Annotated in this window: 21 protein-coding genes; 5 read left to right on the top strand and 16 right to left on the bottom strand. The window is 48.4% G+C overall.

The genetic code is table 11. The features are described 5' to 3' along the window. Nucleotides 1-187: 187 nt before the first annotated feature. Nucleotides 188-1,063 (bottom strand): LysR family transcriptional regulator, encoded by an 876-nt coding sequence (locus GC101_RS25310; RefSeq protein ID WP_171719525.1) that lies wholly within the window; start codon nt 1,061-1,063, stop codon nt 188-190. 113 nt (nt 1,064-1,176) lie between these two features. On the opposite strand from GC101_RS25310, the gene GC101_RS25305 reads away from it, so the two are divergent. Then, nucleotides 1,177-2,556, top strand: a complete 1,380-nt coding sequence (locus GC101_RS25305; protein WP_171719524.1) for an MFS transporter — start codon at nt 1,177-1,179, stop codon at nt 2,554-2,556. 81 nt (nt 2,557-2,637) lie between these two features. Here the strand turns inward: GC101_RS25305 and GC101_RS25300 are convergent, their stop codons facing one another. The 6 genes from GC101_RS25300 to GC101_RS25275 form a co-directional block, all read right to left on the bottom strand. Further along, nucleotides 2,638-3,969: a serine hydrolase domain-containing protein gene (locus tag GC101_RS25300; RefSeq protein WP_171719523.1), complete on the bottom strand. Its 1,332-nt coding sequence runs from the start codon at nt 3,967-3,969 to the stop codon at nt 2,638-2,640. A gap of 99 nt (nt 3,970-4,068) precedes the next feature. After that, entirely contained in the window at nt 4,069-4,377 is a 309-nt protein-coding gene (locus tag GC101_RS25295) for a hypothetical protein (protein ID WP_171719522.1), read from the bottom strand. A gap of 53 nt (nt 4,378-4,430) precedes the next feature. Then, the gene (locus tag GC101_RS25290) at nt 4,431-4,973 is read right to left on the bottom strand and encodes a GNAT family N-acetyltransferase (protein WP_171719521.1); all 543 of its coding nucleotides are present in this window, start codon (nt 4,971-4,973) and stop codon (nt 4,431-4,433) included. A 109-nt stretch (nt 4,974-5,082) separates the two neighbouring features. Next, nucleotides 5,083-5,790 (bottom strand): bacillithiol biosynthesis deacetylase BshB2, encoded by a 708-nt coding sequence (gene bshB2 / locus GC101_RS25285; RefSeq protein WP_171719663.1) that lies wholly within the window; start codon nt 5,788-5,790, stop codon nt 5,083-5,085. A 38-nt stretch (nt 5,791-5,828) separates the two neighbouring features. Next, nucleotides 5,829-6,173 (bottom strand): YojF family protein, encoded by a 345-nt coding sequence (locus GC101_RS25280; protein ID WP_042137271.1) that lies wholly within the window; start codon nt 6,171-6,173, stop codon nt 5,829-5,831. A gap of 9 nt (nt 6,174-6,182) precedes the next feature. Further along, nucleotides 6,183-6,845, bottom strand: coding sequence for a TetR/AcrR family transcriptional regulator (locus GC101_RS25275; RefSeq protein ID WP_171719520.1), 663 nt, complete (start codon nt 6,843-6,845; stop codon nt 6,183-6,185). 172 nt (nt 6,846-7,017) lie between these two features. Here GC101_RS25275 and GC101_RS25270 point away from each other — a divergent pair, with 172 nt between their 5' ends. Beyond that, a complete protein-coding gene (locus GC101_RS25270; protein ID WP_171719519.1) occupies nt 7,018-8,445 on the top strand; it encodes an aldehyde dehydrogenase family protein in 1,428 nt (475 codons plus the stop codon). A gap of 19 nt (nt 8,446-8,464) precedes the next feature. Here the strand turns inward: GC101_RS25270 and GC101_RS25265 are convergent, their stop codons facing one another. Beyond that, entirely contained in the window at nt 8,465-8,854 is a 390-nt protein-coding gene (locus tag GC101_RS25265; protein ID WP_171719518.1) for a DUF5071 domain-containing protein, read from the bottom strand. Nucleotides 8,855-8,953: 99 nt separating this feature from the next. On the opposite strand from GC101_RS25265, the gene GC101_RS25260 reads away from it, so the two are divergent. Further along, nucleotides 8,954-9,178 (top strand): hypothetical protein, encoded by a 225-nt coding sequence (locus GC101_RS25260; RefSeq protein ID WP_171719517.1) that lies wholly within the window; start codon nt 8,954-8,956, stop codon nt 9,176-9,178. An 81-nt stretch (nt 9,179-9,259) separates the two neighbouring features. Here GC101_RS25260 and GC101_RS25255 read toward each other — a convergent pair whose 3' ends face one another. The 4 genes from GC101_RS25255 to GC101_RS25240 all read right to left on the bottom strand — a co-directional run bounded on the left by GC101_RS25255 (nt 9,260) and on the right by GC101_RS25240 (nt 13,474). After that, nucleotides 9,260-10,342 (bottom strand): hypothetical protein, encoded by a 1,083-nt coding sequence (locus tag GC101_RS25255; protein ID WP_171719516.1) that lies wholly within the window; start codon nt 10,340-10,342, stop codon nt 9,260-9,262. 404 nt (nt 10,343-10,746) lie between these two features. Further along, a complete protein-coding gene (locus tag GC101_RS25250; protein ID WP_171719515.1) occupies nt 10,747-11,361 on the bottom strand; it encodes an HD domain-containing protein in 615 nt (204 codons plus the stop codon). A 106-nt stretch (nt 11,362-11,467) separates the two neighbouring features. Then, on the bottom strand, nt 11,468-12,457 hold the full coding sequence (locus GC101_RS25245) for a Gfo/Idh/MocA family protein (protein WP_171719514.1): 990 nt from the start codon (nt 12,455-12,457) through the stop codon (nt 11,468-11,470). After that, the gene (locus tag GC101_RS25240; RefSeq protein ID WP_171719513.1) at nt 12,458-13,474 is read right to left on the bottom strand and encodes a Gfo/Idh/MocA family oxidoreductase; all 1,017 of its coding nucleotides are present in this window, start codon (nt 13,472-13,474) and stop codon (nt 12,458-12,460) included. Nucleotides 13,475-13,660: 186 nt separating this feature from the next. On the opposite strand from GC101_RS25240, the gene GC101_RS25235 reads away from it, so the two are divergent. Then, entirely contained in the window at nt 13,661-14,527 is an 867-nt protein-coding gene (locus tag GC101_RS25235) for a MurR/RpiR family transcriptional regulator (RefSeq protein WP_171719512.1), read from the top strand. On the opposite strand, the gene GC101_RS25230 is transcribed toward GC101_RS25235, so the two are convergent. The 4 genes from GC101_RS25230 to GC101_RS25215 form a co-directional block, all read right to left on the bottom strand. Beyond that, nucleotides 14,522-14,875, bottom strand: a complete 354-nt coding sequence (locus GC101_RS25230) for an Asp23/Gls24 family envelope stress response protein (protein ID WP_039291716.1) — start codon at nt 14,873-14,875, stop codon at nt 14,522-14,524. The two genes, GC101_RS25235 and GC101_RS25230, sit on opposite strands and share 6 nt — an antisense overlap. 22 nt (nt 14,876-14,897) lie before the next feature. Next, nucleotides 14,898-16,319 carry a sensor histidine kinase gene (locus tag GC101_RS25225; RefSeq protein ID WP_171719511.1) on the bottom strand — a complete coding sequence of 474 codons (1,422 nt, stop codon included), beginning with the start codon at nt 16,317-16,319 and terminating at the stop codon, nt 14,898-14,900. Then, nucleotides 16,297-17,004 (bottom strand): response regulator transcription factor, encoded by a 708-nt coding sequence (locus tag GC101_RS25220; protein WP_042137244.1) that lies wholly within the window; start codon nt 17,002-17,004, stop codon nt 16,297-16,299. Before GC101_RS25220 ends, GC101_RS25225 begins: the two co-directional genes overlap by 23 nt. 449 nt (nt 17,005-17,453) lie before the next feature. Beyond that, nucleotides 17,454-18,248 carry an SDR family oxidoreductase gene (locus GC101_RS25215; RefSeq protein ID WP_171719510.1) on the bottom strand — a complete coding sequence of 265 codons (795 nt, stop codon included), beginning with the start codon at nt 18,246-18,248 and terminating at the stop codon, nt 17,454-17,456. A 118-nt stretch (nt 18,249-18,366) separates the two neighbouring features. Here GC101_RS25215 and GC101_RS25210 point away from each other — a divergent pair, with 118 nt between their 5' ends. After that, nucleotides 18,367-19,254, top strand: a complete 888-nt coding sequence (locus GC101_RS25210; protein WP_171719509.1) for a LysR family transcriptional regulator — start codon at nt 18,367-18,369, stop codon at nt 19,252-19,254. Nucleotides 19,255-19,303: the final 49 nt, after the last annotated feature.

Raw genomic sequence — 19,303 nt, 5'->3', positions numbered from 1 at the left:
CTTATATGTATATTTTCCAAAAAACAATCAAAATTCAATATGATGTGAATATAAATCAATTACTAGTATATATCTATGTAATATAACACATAAACTTTAAGAAGCATCTTATTAAACATATCATTTCCTTCATTCAATATAATGTGTGACCGTATACATAAAAGCCTTTATGAGGAACTAAATTAGACTAAACCAGTCTACCAAAATATTCAATAACGACGTCGCGGAATATCCGTCCAGCCTGTGAAATGTAGCGGCCCTTATGCCATAACAAGGCGATCTCCCTGACCAGTCCCTGATCCTCTACAGGGATCAACACTATATTATCCTGGGCATTCTTGGCCGTGCCGGGTATGAAGGCTAAGCCGATTCCCGCTTCCACCAGGGCGACGAGCCTTGCCGGTTCATCCCCTTCATACACATACTGTGGGGTAAATCCTGCGGATTGGCATACGGAGTCCACCAAATCACGAATCCCGTAGCCTCTTGTGACACCGGCAAACCATTCATCCTTGAGCTCTATTAGGGATACGCTCTGGCGGCCTGCCAAACGGTGCCCCGCTGGAACGGCAACATAGATAGGGTCGGTGCATACGATTTGACACTCCATATCTTCTCCCCATACCGGAGGTGAGGACAAACAGAAATCGACCTCTCCCCTTCGAAGAAGGGTAATCATCTCATGCATGGACAGCATTTGTACGTGGAAATGGACAGCCGGCAGCTTTTTGCGGAATTCCCGGAGGATATTAGGCAATGTGCTTGCGGTGGTCACGGCTAATTCAAGTGTATCCGGCTCCAGGCTGGACAGATCTCTAAGCTCCTGCCTCCCCTGCTCCAATTCAAACAAGGCCTTCTCCGCACGCGGAAGGAATCTGCTGCCGGACTCATTTAAGCGCAGCTTCCTCCCGGTCCGGTCAAACAGGGGAACCCCAAGATCCTCTTCCAGGCGCTGGATGGTCTTGCTGAGTGAGGACTGAGTCACATGCAACGTAAGCGCAGCCTCGGTCATATGCTCCAAACGGGCCACTGCGATGAAATATTGCAATTGAAGAAGTTCCATAACCCGCCTCCATTCATTCCCTCAAGTCTATGAAATCATAACATAAAATGCGTTGGAGTAAATAATCCAATTCAAGTACGATATCCCTAACGCAATGATAGGGGGAAAATATAATGAATACCCGCAGCTGGTGGTTAATGATATCCGTCGGGCTGGGAATCCTGCTAAACCCGCTCAACTCTTCAATGGTTTCTGTGGCTATACCACGATTACAGCATCAGTTCCAGCTTGATTACACCGTAGTCTCCTGGATTATCTTCTCATTCTATATTGCCAGCGCGGTTGCTCAACCTGTCATGGGCAAAGCCAGTGATCTATTCGGACGCAGGAGCATCTTTCTTACCGGGCTGGTTATCGTCTTCGTTGCTTCTATATTTGCTCCTTTGGCCCCAGGCTTCGGGTGGCTGATCTTATTCCGGATTGTACAATCCATTGGAACGAGTATGGTGGTGGCGGTAGGAATGGCTATTGTACGGGTGCATATTACGGAGAAGCAGGCTACCGCGCTGTCTGTTCTGTCTATGTTCACCTCGGGAGCCGCAGCCATTGGGCCTTTTATCGGAGGGGTACTGATTCACTTATGGGGCTGGTCGTCCATCTTCTTCATCAATGTTCCCTTTGTGATGGCAAGCTTTGTGTTAGCCTGGAGGACTATTCCTAAGGACCAGCCGCTGGCGGCCGCTGCTAATAAGCTGTCTATGCGCCAATGGATGAACCGTATGGATGTAGCTGGTATTCTGCTATTCTCTGTAGGTCTGGTTGCCCTGCTAGCTCAACTGCTGTCTGCCAAATCCTCCGGACATGTCTCCTTATTCAATGTTATAGCCGGACTTGCCGGACTTGTTCTACTTGCATTCTTCGTGCGGCATGAGCTCAGCGCAAAGTCACCTTTTATTCCGCTGCGGACTTTCGCGAGCTATCCGGCGCTGACTTGGGTCAATCTCCAGTTCATGCTGGTTAATCTTCTGTTTTATTCTGTCTTTTTCGGCCTGCCGTCTTACCTGCAGCTGGTTCGTCATGTCAGCGAGTTCCACACGGGAATTCTTATGTTAAGTCTGGGTTTATGCTCACTGGTTGTCTCTCCGCTGGCTGGGAAATGGATCGATGTGTCCGGTCCAAGGCCCGCCATGGTAGTATCCGCAATCCTTATGACACTCGGGTCAGTATGGATCGTGATGTTGAATCCGTCCTCCCCGGTGATCAGCATATGCCTGGCTCTGGCGGCCTTCGGAATCAGTAACGGATTGAACAATGTCGCGATGCAAGCCGCCTTGTTCAACAGTTCCCCCAAAGACATCATCGGCGTATCCTCCGGATTATTCAGTACGTCCAGATACTTCGGGACCATCCTTTCTTCGTTGCTGATCGGCATCGTGATGGGGAATCAGTTCAGCTTCGGCGGATTCCGGGTCCTTGGGATCATCCTCACCGTTGTTGCTCTGTCTCTGGTGTACATGGGCTGGCGGCGTATGGATTCAGTGCAGCAACTATAGAATCTTATAAAAAGGCTCCTCTGCAGTCCTTGTGACTGTCGGAGGAGCCTTGATAAGTTCATATTAAGTATCTGCAAATGTCTATGCTTCTGCCATAAGCCCCTTCAGTCTTCCTGAAACAGATTCACTATCTGGGAAGATTGCGGCGGCACAGGTAAGAACGCGGATAGCTTCTTCACGGTGGCCCCTCCAGCTTAAAGTATCCGAAACGCGCACAAATTCAAAATCAACATAATAATGCTTGTCTTGCTCCAAACTATTGATACGCTGGTATTCTTCGAGTGCCTTATCGACTCCGTTAGTTACAGCAACCTTGGTAACGCGATGTGCCATCGACTGCTTGAGCTGACTAATATCTGAACCCAGCAGCAGATCAAGGATTGGGTAGGTTACGCTGCCCAGCCATACATAGTCACAGTTGGTCATTATAGAGATGCCGATATGATCATCCGGGAACAGGATCAGGTCACTCAGAAAGCCAGTATCCCATCCGGAATGCGAGAGAATCCGGGAGCCTTTATACTCACCCAGGAACCAGCCCAGCCCGACCTGCTCATGCTCAGGGCCCCAGCCTGTAGCCATAGTAGGATTCCACATCAGATCATAGCTGCCGGGCTGTAAGGCGTTATACCGGTCCTTGGCCTTCCCCTGGCTCAGCTGCATCAACATATATTGGCACATATCTTGGGCGTTGGTATACAGCGTGGAACTGGGGGCATGCGCCCTGTTGTATGGAAACACCTCACTTACACCGGGGCCGTACCCTGCTGAATTCTTCAGTACATGAGGAGCGGCCAGAGCCGTTTCCACCTCCTGCTTCAGAAATGAACTGGATGTCATCCCCGCCCGTTCAAGCATATGCTCATTCATATACTGCTCAAAGCTCAGTCCGCTGACCTTAGCGATCAAATCCCCCAGAATCTCATAAGCGATATTACTATAAGCAAAATGAGTGCCGGGTTCGCTCAGCAGCTTGTGACGGCTGATGCTTTTCACGTACCGTTCGAGACTCTCTTCATCGTATTCAGGCCGGTCCCAGGCATAATCCTCTTCATCCGGCATACCGGAGGTATGGTTGAGCAGTTGCCCTACAGTAATCTGAAGATAACGTTCATCCTCCATTTTGAAATAAGGAAGATAGTTCTTGACGGGCGAATCCAGCTCTACCTGTCCACGTTCCACCAGCTGCATAACAGCCGTAACTACGAATGTTTTGGAGACAGAAGCTTGGTGAAACAAGGTGCTGCTAAGCACAGGCGCACCTGTCGCCACATTGGCTGCTCCATACTCACCTGTGAAGATTACCTCGGTATCTTTAACAATGCCTATAGCTAATCCCGTAAACGGTCCATTCTCAACAAAATCGGTTAACATCTCGTGCAGCGGACTTACTCTAGTCTTAATATTATTCATACAATTGCCCCCTAAATGTGCCGTATTCATTGGATAAATATAACATCACCCGGGGTTACTTAATGTGTAATAAACAGATTAACCTGAACTTTCCCTAAGCTACCCTTCAACCACGTCAGCCCGCAGGGCGGTGGCAACCTCGAGCATTACAGGAACTATGGCTTCTGTGGAAAGGGCTACGTACAGATCTCCCATGTACAACCGGAAAGGGAATTCCATCCCTTCATAGCTCCACATGAAAAAGTCACCATCAATGGACATCGTGCTCTCGGGTCCTTTTACGGTTAAGACTTGTGAATACGAGAAATCGGGTTTGTCTGCAAAATACTGTGTGCACTCTTCCAAAGTAATGGCTTGCTCTGCATTGCCTTCCTGCATCGAACGGGTGATACGCAAACGCTGACTCATAGATGAACCTCCAAAATTAAGAATATATGCATGCTATGACTGCATTACTTCTGTTAGATCAGATCTGACGGATTGAGAATGGCCAGAATCTGATGATCCTCCCATACTCCCCTGATTTTCACGTTGCGCTGGGCAATTCCCTCCTTGTGGAACCCGGCATTCTCCAGCACACGGATTGATCCGGGATTACCGGGAGAAGCTTCCCCTGTGATCCGGTGGAACTTCAGCTCCTCGAAGGCATAGCGCACTACTTGCTTCACAGCCTCAGTCATGTAGCCTTTTCCGTTATAATCCTTATCCAGGCTGTACCCGATCATGCAGCTCTGCAGCGGTCCCCGCACCACAAAAGACAACCCTACAGTGCCGATAATCCGGTCATCTGCCTTATGACATACCAGGAAATCGTATCTATCGTCCGCAGCTCTGTCTTCCTTATACTTCAAAATCCTGTCGCGCTGATACTCTTCTGTATAGAACTCATCAGGAACATCCGGCGAATGCTCTTCGAAAAACTCCCGGTTGCGCTTGTACATCGCCGTCAGCTCAACGGCATCTGTATCCTCAGGGAAGCGGATGTACACTTGTTGTTCAGTCATCTATAACACTCCTATCGAGCTAAATTCATCACATAATTCACTGCGTCTTCGAGATTCACTGCAATATAGTCCGGTTCGGTAACGGACCCTTGTTCTATGTACTTAGCACTTATGTCTGCGCACACAGCAATTCTCCATTCCGGTTAGTCGTATCATGCTCCTCGAATGAATAGGTCCAGAACCGTTCTGTACCGAACTTGCTACGGATAATATCATCTGTTATATCACGGCCGCCAAGAAGCTTGTCTGCTTGGAACTGGGAGCTGTGCGATAGAATAGACTTAATCTTCACAGCGAGGAATGAGGTCACATCTAGAGTTACATCCGCTTTCCCGATCCTCTTCTCATGATTGTTAGAGAAAGCAGAGCAATGTACAACTGGCCTTTCTGTCAGAGGTAACCGGGCAATTGTGCGGATAACAGCAGCTCCGGTGGCATCATGATCGGGATGAACGCTGTACCCGGGATAAAAGGTAATGACGAGCGACGGAGTCAGTTCCTGAATCAGCTTCATAATCTGACTATCCAGCAGATCCGGGTCTTCGAACTCGATCATTTTATCATGGAAGCCGAGCATTCTTAAGTCTTGAATACCTATTGCCTGACAAGACGCGGCCAGTTCCTCCTTACGGATCGCCGGCAGGGTAACCCGGTTCGCGATTAACGGAACCCCCATGTTGCGGCCCATCTCGCCGAGTGTCAGACAAGCATAAGTAACCTCAGCCCCTTCTTCAATGTACATAGCCAAGGTTCCGGATACAAAGTACGCCTCATCATCGGGATGGGGAAGTACAACTAAAATCTTCTTATTGTCCATAGGTCTGCTATTCACGGTTGCTTGATCCTCCATTTGCCTTAAAAAGGGTTCCGGCTAAGCTGCAGCGCCACAATCAGCTTGCCTTGATTATCATGTCCGGCCAGGATTAGCCGCTCAGTTTCGTTCTCATCCACATGGGTAAGCCCTTCCGCATAAATCCAGCCCTGCTCTGTCTTCAGGCCTACCCGGTAAGGACCTGTTCCCGAAATTGAGCCGTGCGTGTAGCGGATAAGTGCATTACTAATGAACGCCGATCCCGGCGGACGCGAACTGTCAATGTGACTGGCATAAGCACCAGTTGTGAGCTCCAGGTGTATATAAAGGTCCTGACCGGTGAACCGGTCGATTTGGGTTTGGATGTCTTTGGGGTGAATTAGCTGCATATTGTCCTCCTACAGTGTACGATTGTATTTCTCTGCGACATGATTAATGACCGGAATGATAAGATGATCCTCGATGAGCCCCATCTTCTCCGGGCGGAACAACTGAATTTTCTTAAACTGATAGTAGTCCGTCAGCACCTGCTGAATGGAGGTCTGATTCTGCAGTAAATACTTCGTATTCATAATCTCGCGCAGCAGCAGCTCATCTTGAAGCAGAATGAACCTTTCGTTGACCGGCTGGAATATGCCTTTGTCTATACCATGACGGTAGAATTCCAGCGATTGCTGCTCGCGCTTCAGTAGTGCCGACCTCAGGCTGTCGGACAGCTCCGGGTAAGCGCTCTGCAGCTCCTTCAGGAACACCTCAGATATTTTACCGGCGAGCGAAACTGACTGCTCAAACAGCTGCTGAAAAGAAACCCCGAATAATTCTTCCTCCACCTGCACGGAAGGAAGCTTCAATTGATCTATGTAGTCCACAAAAATGTACACTACACCGGCAATAACCTCTTCTTTGGAGGAAAAATGCTTGTACATAGTCGCACGGCTGACATCCATCAGTTTCGCGATTTCTTCCATTTTCAACTGCTGAAAGCCATCCTTCATAACGGCAGGAATGATTTTTTTCAATAGCTTGCTTTGCGCCAGGGACTTCTTTGGGTCTAAGGACATACTGTTTTTCCTCCTGTTGGCCAGTCAATCCATTATACATGAAAATTTCATGGCAAGAAACAAAATATACTCTATAGACACTTTGTGCGCTTTTTGTTTACTTTGATTAATTATCGTGATATTATTTCCTCGTCTTCATACTATCCCATCTTAAGAACAGGAGAATGTCTACATGTTTACATTGGATCGCATGTATGTGAATGGTGAGTATATCGAACCGCAAGGGAAGGAGATTCAGCGGCTGATCAACCCGGCCACCCAAGAAGTGATAGGTCAGGTTGTACTCGGTAATGAAGAGGATGCCCGACTGGCTATTGCTGCGGCTAAGGAAGCTTTTGCAACCTTCTCTCAGACTTCTGTGGAAGAACGCAGTGAAATGCTGCAGCGGCTGCATGATGCTGTTCTGGCGAACATGGATGCAATGGCGGAAGCAAATATTATGGAATATGGCGCCTCGACAAAATCAGCCATCGGCCGCGTGAAGCTGGCTGCTGCTAATTTCCTCGATACGAAGCAGGCGCTGGACAACTTTGAGTTTGTCCGTTATATCGCTTCTGCCAAGGTAGTCTCTGAGCCTGCCGGTGTCGTCGGGATCATTACGCCCTGGAATGCAAGTTATTCACAAATCACGGCGAAGCTTGCGGCTGCCATTGCTGCGGGATGTACGGTTGTCATCAAGCCGAGTGAGCTTAGTGCCCTGCAGACGCAAAGAATTACGGAAGCATTCCACCATGCAGGACTCCCGAAAGGAGTCATTAATGTCGTGAATGGTTACGGTCATACCGTGGGTGCTGAATTCACACGCAATCCGGATGTTGCGTTAATTTCTTTTACCGGATCGACCCGTGTCGGCAAAGAAATCCTGAAAGGTGCAGCAGAAACGCTGAAACGGGTTACGTTGGAACTCGGCGGTAAGTCACCTAACATAATTCTGGATGATGTCGATTACACCAAAGTGATTCCAGTAGCGGTAGCTCAAGGATTTATGAATAATGGGCAGGCTTGCGTAGCAGGTACACGCCTTCTTGTTCCGGAGCATCGTCTCCAGGAAGTGAAGCAGCTGGCACAATCAGCTATCCGGGCAGTGAAGGTCGGCAATCCCTGGGAGGAAGACACGGTGCTTGGCCCTATTGTTACGGAGAAGCAGTTCCTGAACGTACAGCGCTATATTCAGACGGGTATTGATGAAGGCGCAGAATTGGTGACAGGTGGCATCGGCCGGCCTGCGGGGTTAGAACATGGTTATTTCGTTAAACCCACCCTGTTCGTAAATGTTACTGAGGACATGACGATTGCCAGAGAGGAAATCTTCGGACCCGTATTAGTGGTTCTCACCTATAAGACCGTGGAAGAAGCGATTGCAATCGCCAATAACACCAACTATGGCCTTGGGGCCTATGTGCATTCCGCGGACCTGGATCAGGCCAACCGGGTTGCCTCCAGAATTGCTGCAGGTGTTGTGAGCATTAATGGTGCCAGCCCGGAAATGAAAGCCCCCTTCGGCGGTTACAAACAGTCCGGGCTTGGCAGAGAATACGGGGAATATGGTATTGCTGAATGTCTGGAGACGAAGACGATTACGGGCCACGGTATGCAATAATTACAATTGCTCAAGGAATTCAGCTGAAATCCTTGAGCAATTCTCTTGCTGTAATATGCACTTCTTCAAGTTCCTCACCCTTGGTTGGGTTATAGGCTATTCGCTGAATCTGCTTCTCTAATGAATGTCTGAATTCTTCAGGCAATTGACTTACATAAAACTGCAGACACCATGTCTTCCATATGTCATCTCCTCCGTTTAGAACCTCCTCTATGTATGGAACCGTCTCTTTAGGAACCGTCAGTAACAAATTGGAGATTTCTTCTGCTATAGGCCAGTTTATATCCTGCAGCCATTGTAACAACTCCGGGATTAATGGGATGAGGTCCTGTTTATCCAGCTTGTTCAGTTCGTGTACCCGTTCAAAATCGTGTTTGTCTCTTGGCAATAGAGTGAACGAATCATTCATTTATTTATTTGCCCCCTTCTTAGAATTAGTTGGTCACCAACATCCCTCCTTGTGCATATGCTATAGCCATATTTGCTTACAGGAAGGAAGCTGAATGAATTGCTACGTACGGACCCGGTATATCAGATTCTGAAGTTGCTTGAAGAAGAGAAGGAACCCCGCTTCAACCAAATAGGTATGGACGAAAGAGATTTCAATATTACCCTGACCCATATTCACGAAGCCGGTTATGCTAATTCAGGTGAGTTAACTCACTCAGGCCTCAACTATATTCACGGGTATGAACAAAGGTTGAAATTCAACCAGTCCCTGCAGAATTCTTAGTTTTATATTACAAAAGAAAAAGCCTCAACGGTGAGGCTTTTTCAGTGTAGTACCATTTACGAATGACTTAGGCGCAATCATCTACAGCTCATAATAATATTTCAGCTTGTTATTAACGAAATACAGATATTGATGGCCGTATACGATATACCCCAAATCTTCGTTGTAGCTGTCGGGCTCTCCCCATGACAGATAGACTTGTTCAAACGTCATGTCGGTAATGATCCGCTCATCCCGGATAGCAGCCCATACGGCATCACTGCTGGGATAAGCTGTTCTAGGATTCTTAAAGTAGAATAGCTCCTTAAGGTAATCAACAGGGTTAACGGTCGTGTCTAGACTGATATAGATTTCCTGACCGTTCGCCCGGCGGATTTGTACCTCTAAACTGCCATCACCGGGACTAGAACGGAAATCTTTGACCGTAACCTTCTCCATGTTCATAAAAGGGCTGTCCGGAATCTTTGCATTTACAGCCCATGCCGAATCACCGTTGAAATTCTCTTTGAAAGCAAAGAGATTCTCTTCCGTGTACAACGTGTCGGTCTCACTGTCGTCCAGATCCAGTGTCCAGGTTAGTCCAGCTTCGCTCTGCATGGTGAACGTAGAAGTATTGGTATCATCCGCGTATTGAACATCTGTCACCCAGTGGCTGCCGGGATGTGCATATAGATAGACCTTCTTGCCCACAGCCTGGCCCATTGTTCCTGGCAGCTTACTGATGGCGTAGAGCATACTGTTGCTCTTTATTTTGCCTTCTTCCGTACTCCAGATGAACAGCGAATACGAGCTGGTGGCATATTTGCCGTCTATGGCTCCAAGCTTAAGCAGTGTTTTGAACGCGACATAGTTGGAGTTTTTATACAGTATAGAATTGTCCTTGTTCAACTTTGCGCTTCCCTTACTTCCGGTGAGGGTCACAACAGAGGCTGCGGTAGCAACGGTAAAGCCGGGAATCTGATTCAGCAGCTTCACAGGTACATAAGCCGAACCATTGACGAGTACAGACTTGGATGCCGAGATCATAAGTGTCCCGTCCACAAATGTGGAAGTCTCCGTGTACTTCGGTGCTGCGGCTGCCGCCGCTGCCTGTCCGGTGCCTCCCGGATACCCCAGCCCAATCATGAGCAACAGCGCGGTGAGCAGTAATACAATCTTTTTCATAGTTGTTCGAATTCCTTCCCCCATTGTATGTAAGCTGCCCCTGGCTGTACGCCGGATTAGCCCAAACCAGTAAATTCGACAATAAGTTAATTATTTCCTGCAAAATTCCTTGATTCATCGACTTTTCTGTAGCAGAGATCTGGTGACTTTTATAAAATCCTGCCAGAATACAACATTTTCCTCGTAATATCGGCCCAAATCCAAAATTGTTGTATAAAATGCAGGATTTCACCCTATTTAAGCGGCTTAGCAGGATTATTCTTGTATTTTATACAACAATCTTCCCAAACCCGCGGTTACCCATCAATCAAAGTTGTAAAACGTACAACATTGTTGTCTACAACCATAAAACAGCAGGCACCTGTGGAAAATTTTCCGGGGTGCCTGCTATTTTATCTGCTTCGTTAGTTGAGATCTACTTCTCCATTGCACTCTGCCTTGAAACGTTCCTGGAACTGCAGTTCAAACTTCAGCTTAGTATCAAAAATTTGCTTTGATCGGTCGTAATTCAGCAGACCTCGTGACTTCTTAAGATAATTATCGAACTCTTCACTCTCCCAGAACCGGATAGTATCCCATACATTCTCCTCTTCATGCGCACTATGGAAGAATTTCATCCATATATCCATGGTGCCGAAATGATCCAGCATATCAGCATCTTGTACAAGCTTTATGTAGTACGGGAGCTCCTCATGATTGCGAATATTATGTAATGCAATAATGTCAGATATGAATTCCAGCTGCTCCGGGGAGCATTTATCCTTCAGCAGTGACTTGACCAGAACAGAGCCGGTCTCCTGATGGGGTTCAATTCCTTTGGTAACGTCATGGAAGATTGAGGCAACATACATGATATCGTCCATTGTACCTTCATCCGGGAACAATTCTTTTCTTAAGCTTAGAGCAATCTTGGCTACCCGCTGACAATGATAATAGACGAACCCCGTCTCTCTCTGCAGATGAGATTTCCGGTGACTCATTGTGTTAAGAGCAATTTCACTAATTCTGTCCAGATTCATTACGTCCACATCCTTTAGGCATTTGTTAATAATTGTATATCACTCCTCTGAAAAGATAAACAAAAGAGCAGAGCTCCTCCGGTACCGGAAGAAGCCCTGCTCTTTATTATCCGCGATCTGATCCAAATACAAGTCCGGCGCTGGCCTTAGCCTGCTCGATAACCCGCATCACCCGCTCACTGTGTGCGAGCATTTCGGCGGCTGTCTTTCTGTCTTGCTCTCGGATGAATCGTTCGAAGTGAAGGAATTCGTCATACATCCGGTGGGGGTGATCCTTATGATCCACCCGGACGGGCTTCTCCCGGTTAAGGACGTAATCGTAGGAGTCGCATCCATTCGCGGAGCCGTTGATCTGTATGTACCCTTCCGTCCCCTGAATGTTCACTGCACCAGGAGCTGTGCTGTCTTTGGCGCCAATGCAGACGCATTTGAAAATACCGTAATCCAGCAGCAGCACGCCCGACGTATCGATTCCCCGTTCCATGTTCGCCCGGTATTCCACGTACTGTGGACTTCCGAAGAAGCCGACAACCAAATGGATGTTGTAGATATTAATGTCCATCAAGGCCCCGCCGGACATCTCCGGATTGAAAGCAGGCAGAATCTCACCGCGTTTGAAAGCATCATAACGGGAAGAATACTGCGAATAATTGCACGACACCATTTTAATGGAACCGAGACCAGCCAGCTGCTCCTTCACCGCCGCAACATTGTTCAAATATTGATTTGAGATGGCTTCAACCAGGATAAGCTCCCTTCGCTCAGCGATCTCTTTCAGCTCCAGAAACTCCGCCAGATTGGACGTGAACGGCTTCTCGCAGATAACATGCTTGCCGCTTAGCAGCGCCTCCTTCGTGAAGGCATAATGCAGGTGATTCGGCAATGCCACATATATAGTATCAACGTCTGTATCCCGAAGCATGGCGCTGTAATCTGTATAGAGCCTGGCTATCCCATACTGGTTCTGCAGCTCCTGCAGAGCGTCTTCCCTGCCGGGTCTGGCGAAGATGGCTGTCAGTGATATTCCCGGAATCTCTCCGATGAAGCTGAGCAGATCCTTGACAATCATTCCGGCTCCAGCTATTCCCAAGTTCATTTAGCGGCACCCCTTCATTCCCTGCTCCAGAATCTGCATAACGCCTATGGTCTCTTCATCCTTAATTACCTTATCTGTGCCAAGAACGATGGCATCATAGATCCCGTCATACACCCTGGCATAATCTCCTTTGGCTGAGGTGACCTTCTCTTCATGGTACTTGCCCTCATCATCGAGATACGTTAGAATACCATAATGCTCCGGCAGGTCAATACCGAAGTCACTATGTCCCTTAGGCAGGTAAAATAACTTCAGATGCTCCTCCTGACGGTCCTTCGTCTGCTTGACGAACACACCTTTTTTACCATAAAGTACGAAGCTTGGCCGCTCTTTGAGCCGGAAGTAGCTGGATTTAACCGATACTTTTAGCGAAGGATAGAAGAAATCCAGATCGAAGTAATCATTCATCTGCTGCGGTCCCAGCAATTGGCGGACGTCGTAATGAATGGTATCCGGTTTGCCGAAGTATGACAGCACCTGATCAATGGTATGACATCCATGTCCGTACAAGTAACTGTAGTATTTAGAGAATGGAGTTGAAGCCGGAACCTCGGGACGATAGTAATCAAAGTGCATTTCCACTTCCAGCAGATCTCCAAGCTTACCGGATTCTATAACCTGCTGTGCGGTGAGGAAATCTGAGTCATAACGTCTGTTCTGGTAGCACTGAATGACAAGATTCCGCTCTTTGGCATACTGAAAGATAGAGACCGCTTCTTCTTCCGTCAGCATAAAAGGCTTCTCCACCAGAACATGCTTGCCGTGATCCAGCGCCATTTTGGCATAATGATAGTGGGAATCGGTGTTGGTGCATACTACAATCAGCTGAATCTCCGGGTCATTCATCATGGATTCAAGATCATCAGTATATTCAATCCCGGGTACTCTGGGCCATTCCGCTTTCGTAAGCGTGCGGGCGTAGATCGTCTTGACCTTCAAGTGATCGCGGTTCATGGAAAATGGAAGGTGGTAGCGGTTGGTGCTTTTGCCGTTGCCGATATAGCCGAGTGTTAACATTATAATTCCTCCTATTCTCTTCTCTTTCATTAATTATAGAAAAAAAAGACCCGCCGTGAAGACTTAGCAGGCATAACGGTACAATTATCCGTTCATATGTAATTACCGGTGTAAATCCTTGAACATTATGTTCAGAGCCGGGTCTGTTATAGCTTAGAAATTCAATTCTTGAGGTGAACCTTAGTCATGAAGCTGCTGCTGCAAATAAAGGAAATGAACCATTTTACCACCAACGAACGAAGCATTGCTGCCTATATCCTGACCCATAAGGAAAGTATGCTGCCGATGTCCATACAGGAGCTGGCCAAAGCTACCTATACCTCGCATTCGGCGATTAACCGCCTAACCCATAAACTCGGACTTGCGGGCTATAAGGAATTCATTCTAAAGCTGGCCCGGGAGTTCCAGCTGGATGTCCATAGCATTTCTAATGTGGATGTCAATTATCCGTTTGAGCATGGTGAAACTCCCATTCAGGTAGCCAAAGAAATTGCAGAAGTAATGAAGGCAACCATCGAGAAGAATTTTGCTTTTCTGGAGAATGCCCAGTTAGCCGAGGCTGCTGAAATCCTGGAGCGGGCCGGCAAGATATTCATCTATGCGCTGGGCGATTCCGAGATCCGGGCGAAGAGCTTCCAGAATAAATTAATCAAAATCAATAAATACGCCGTGATTGCGACGGAGCTCTCGGAGTGGGAATATCATACGGTTAATCTTACGCAGCAGGACTGTGCCATTTTCTTAACCTATCACGGGTTATCAGCGAATAATTTGCAGGCGGCAAAGTACTTCACACGCAACAGCATCCCCTTTATCACCATCACCGCAGCTCACGGTACGGAACTGGCCAAGCTCAGCACACTGTGTATCCAAGTGCCTGAGGATGAAGTGAAGCATGCCAAGATCGGTACCTTTTCCTCGCAGATTGCCTTTGAATATGTCCTAAATGTCATCTATTCCTGCATCTATAGAATCAACTACTCAAAGAACAAGCTGTCTGCACGGCAAGTCGTGAAGGATTTCTATACCGATGACGTGAAGACAGATCTATAGGTTGGGAAAAGCGAGCTTATCGACCTTGATATTCACGATAGGCGGAGACAAACCCAGCATATGCTCAACGGCCTGATGGACGTTATCCTTAAGAATCTGGCATACCTCAGGAATCTTGTATCCGTAGTTAATAATGATATCCAGCTGAATCGCCACGGCTTCATCCGTAACATCCACTGATAATCCATTGGTGCCAATCTTACCGCTTAGTCGCCGGGCCAGATTTCCGCTGACCGGATTGCCGGACATTCCGGCAATGCCCGGTGTTTCGGTAACTGCATAGCGGATTATACTTGAAATTACCCGGTCAGAAATCTCCACAAGCCCCTTGAACGTATCCTGCTTCATTATTATTCCTCCTGAAAGTTATTTATCTGGGAATCCGGATCATGAACACCGTCGGCTCCCCTTCCCGGCTCTCCAGCATCAGGGAACCGCCCATCTTCTCTACGTTCTTCTTGGCAATGGATAATCCGAGACCTGTCCCACCGCTTGCTGTCGTCCGGGCTTCATCCCCCCGCACAAACGGATCGAAGATCGTGGACCAGAGCTCCTTGGGAATGCCCACTCCATTATCGGCAATCTCAATCCGGACAGTCGTGTCCTCCGGAATGACCGTCACGCGGATGCGTGTCCCTTCAGGATTATAGGCCAGCGCATTGGAGATCAGATTGTTGATCACGCTTGCGAACAGCTCCGGATCATAATGGGCATACACCTGCTCTTCAGGCAGCTGCAGCTGCAGCTGGAACTCTTTTTGCTCAATTTCCCCGTAAGTGTCGGCAATAATCTCCCGCAGCTGATCTCCCAGCTCCAGCCGCTCTACACGAAGAATGAAATCCGGTGAATCCAGCTTGAGCAGGTCCAGCATATGCTGAATCAGCTTCGTCACCTGTACGGATTTGGTATAAATGTAATTCAGGTATTTGGTCTGCCGTTCAGGGTCCGTAACCCGTCCTTCGACCAGCGCCTGTGCATAACCCTGAATACTGGTAATCGGTGTCTTCAGATCATGTGACAGATCGACCATCAGCCGCTGCTTGCTCTTCTCGGCCTGCCGCTTCTCCTCCGTAGTCCGCTCAATGACATCCGCCATATAGTTGAAGCTATTGCCGATCCGCAGAAACTCCGTCTCCGCATAGAGGGCAATCCGTGTATTGTAGTGCCCTTCCATCATACGGTTCATGCCCAGATTTAGAACCCGCAGGGGCTTCTTGATCCGTCTGGAGACCCAGTAGCTATATACAAAGATCAGCATCAGAATCAGCCCGCTGACCACAAACACATAAAAGAACACCGAATGGTTCAGATAGGCCAACAGCATTTCGTTGTTAATGGATACGCTGACCACATCGCGGGGAATCTTGAGCAGCAGCCAGGCCACTCCGCTGTCACTATCCACTTGAGAAATGGAGTAGTAATAGGGCTGATCGCTGCGGTTCTCCAGCCCCTGGAACAGACTGTTCTCATCATAGCCCAGGGCCTGATCCTGCTTATCTCCAATAACGCGGATGACCTGCTTGCCTGAATCGAGCAGCTCCAGCCACCCTCCGCTTTGCAGCAGCCGGTCGCTCTCCGGTCCCTGGCCCAGCTCGTTACGGTAATCTCCGGCTTCGACCGACAGATCCGGATCGGGGATCAGCTTCTCCATGATGACGTGAGTGATATCCTTCTGGATGAACAGATAGACCACCAGTACAAGCATCACCAGCATACAGTTGAACAGCAGAAAGTCGATCGTCAGCGACGTTTGCAGCGGGCGGTTATCTCTACTTTTCCACGGGTGCTTCAATTTTGTACCCCAATCCCCTGATCGTCTTCAGGTATTCCGGTTTCTTGGAATCACGCTCGATCTTATCGCGGATATTGCTGATATGCACCATAATGCTGTTGTCCTCATAGACATAGAAGTCTTCCCAGACGGCCTCATAAATCTTCTTGCGCGTAAATACCCGGCCCGGCTGCTCCATCAGCAGTTCGAGGATTTTGTACTCCGTAGAAGTCAGAGCTACCGGTTCGCCGGCCACCTCAACCTGACAGCTGCTCCGGTCAAGCGTTAACCGTCCGAGCACAATCTGTTCCTTCGTCTGCTCTTCTTCTACAGCCTTGGCATCGAACTGATGCACCCGCCGCAGCAGGGCCCCGACACGGGCAACGATCTCCAGCGGATTGAAGGGCTTGGAGATATAATCGTCTGCTCCCAGCTCAAGCCCTAGGATTTTATCATGATGCTGGCTCTTGGCTGACAGGAACAGCACCGGGAAATGCTCATGCTCACGAATCCGCTTCAGCAGCTGCAGCCCGTCCATCCCCGGCATCATAATATCCAGAATGGCCAGATCTATCTTGTTATTCTGCATCTGCTTCAACGCCTCAATCCCGTTCTGTGCTTGCAGAATGTTGTATTCCTTCTCCAGATACAGCTGCAGAAGCTCTACAATCTCCGATTCATCATCAGCTATGAGAATGGTATACATGGTGAAATCCCCCTCTATCTAGTCATGCAAGCTGCGCTAACTGTAACTATAGCCTGCCATTCTTAATCCAGTCTAAACCAAATCTAAAGAAAAGCTAAAGATTAAAGCTAATGGAACTAAAGAATTGCCAGCTAGGCGGGGACGTAATTTCGGTGGATGTTTGGACTTCCGGCCGCTGTTGTCTCCAGATTTCTAAATTGTACCTCTTATCGCGGTTGAAATCCGGATACAAAGGCGGACGCTACCGCTCCTACAGTTCCAAAAATCCCCCTTCGTACGTTTGCCTTTTAGCACAGTTCTTAAGTTCAGCTTAACTGCTAATCTTAAGAATAATATCCCGAAACAGCAAAAAAGAACAGCCCGCACAGCCAATGCATGGCTTAGCGGACTGTCTTATCAGATTTAACCTGGCTTTGATAGCTCTTAACCGGTGAATATGCGGCTGCAGCTTAGACCGTAGGCACGGTTCCTCCGTCTATCACATATTCGGCTCCCGTAATGGAAGCTGCACGGTCGGAGGCCAGGAATGCCACCAGCTCGCCTACTTCCTCGGGGAAGCCGGGACGGCCCAGCGGAATCCCGCCCAGCGCATCCATTACAGACTGCAGCGCGCTTTCCGCACTGCCCGTAACCTTGGCGATATTCTCCATCATGGCATCTGCCGCTGTCGTTTGAATGAATCCCGGAGCTACGCGGTTTACACGGATGCCTTGCGGGGAGAATTCTTTGGAGAGGCTTTTACTGTAATTGCTTAACGCAGCCTTGGCGGCAGCATAGGGAATGGTGGACTCGATCAGCGGCAGTACTCTTTGAATAGAAGAAATGTGGATAATTACGCCCTTCCCTTGTTCCAGCATCAAAGGGATCAGGCCCCGGTCGATCCGGACGGCTGCAAGCAGGTTCAAGTTCAGCGCATCCATCCAGTGCTCATCGTTTGCCGCCAGGAACCCGCCGGGAGGCGTAGAACTGCCGCCAATGTTATTCACTACGATATCGATGCTGCCGAAACGTTCCTTAACCGCCGCAATCACTTTCTCCACGCCTTCTTTAGCAGACAGATCTGCTTGTACGAACAAGTCAGCATCTGCCAATCCGGACGGGAGTGTGCGGGCAGTAGTCATCACTGTAGCGCCGGCAGCCTTAAACCGGTTTACGATGGCCTCCCCCATACCTTTAGTTCCGCCTGTTACGAGTATTTTTTTGCCTTCATATTCAGTCATTGGATTTGCATAAGTAATTGTCATGGTTTGGTTCCCCTTTTCATCATTTGATTCTTCAATCTTAAGCTTGATTTACTCATGCGTCTAATTTATTATTTTCATTAAATCCATTACTAATATTAATATAATAGGGGGTCCTGAAATGGAGCTAACGCAATTGGAGTATTTCCTGACTGTGGCCCGGCTTGAGCATATGACTTCGGCATCCAAGGCGCTTAGAATTACCCAGCCCGCGCTGAGTCATGCCATCTCCAAACTGGAGAATGAGCTGGGCGTTCCTTTATTTGAGCGGAATGGTCGGGGCGTTCAGTTGAACCGGTATGGGGTAACATTCAGCAAATGGGTGGAAGAAGCCATGAAGAACATCGGTAACGGTATTCGTGAAATTGATGAATGTTCGAATGCGGAGACAGGCGTGGTACACATCTCATATCTGAATATTCTCGGTGTTGATCTGGTGCCTTCACTGATCAGGGATTATCAGGCGGGCAACCCCAAGGTCCGGTTTGATTTGTATCAGGGAAATCACGGGGATATCGATGAAGCTCTGGAGACCGGCACTTCGGATATGCTGATCACTTCCAGAGAAACCACTATGACCGATGACGAATGGATGATTATCCGGCGTATGCCGATCTTTATTGTAGTCTCCACTCAGCACCGGTTTGCTTCACGCTCCAGTCTGAGTTTGTTTGAGCTGTCCGGTGAACCCTTTGTCGGCTTGAAAACAAACTGCGGACTCAAAGCTACGATTAGCTCGCTATTCAAAAACACCCATTTCGAGCTGGCCTCCACCTATGAAGCAGAGGACCTGATTACGGTAGCCGGCTTCATCAAAGCCGGACTTGGAGTCTCTGTACTGCCCCAGACGCTGGGCTTGATGCTGGACGGCCTGGTCTGGATTCCGATTGAGGAAGAGGGCTGGGAATGGGAGGTCGGCTTGAAATGGCGTCATGACCGTTACCTGTCTCCTGCCTCCAGACGGTTTCTGGATTATATTCAGCAGACTTCAGAGCCTGTACGGGGATAGTGGAATAAGGGATTGCAGAAAGGTTCCTAATTGCAGACACAAAGAAAGA

Origin of the sequence: Paenibacillus phytohabitans, assembly GCF_013141775.1 — a bacterium.
GTDB classification, from domain to species: domain Bacteria; phylum Bacillota; class Bacilli; order Paenibacillales; family Paenibacillaceae; genus Paenibacillus_AQ; species Paenibacillus_AQ phytohabitans.
The sequence above is the reverse complement of the archived record's forward strand: the minus strand, read 5'-3'. Positions and strand labels throughout refer to the sequence as shown.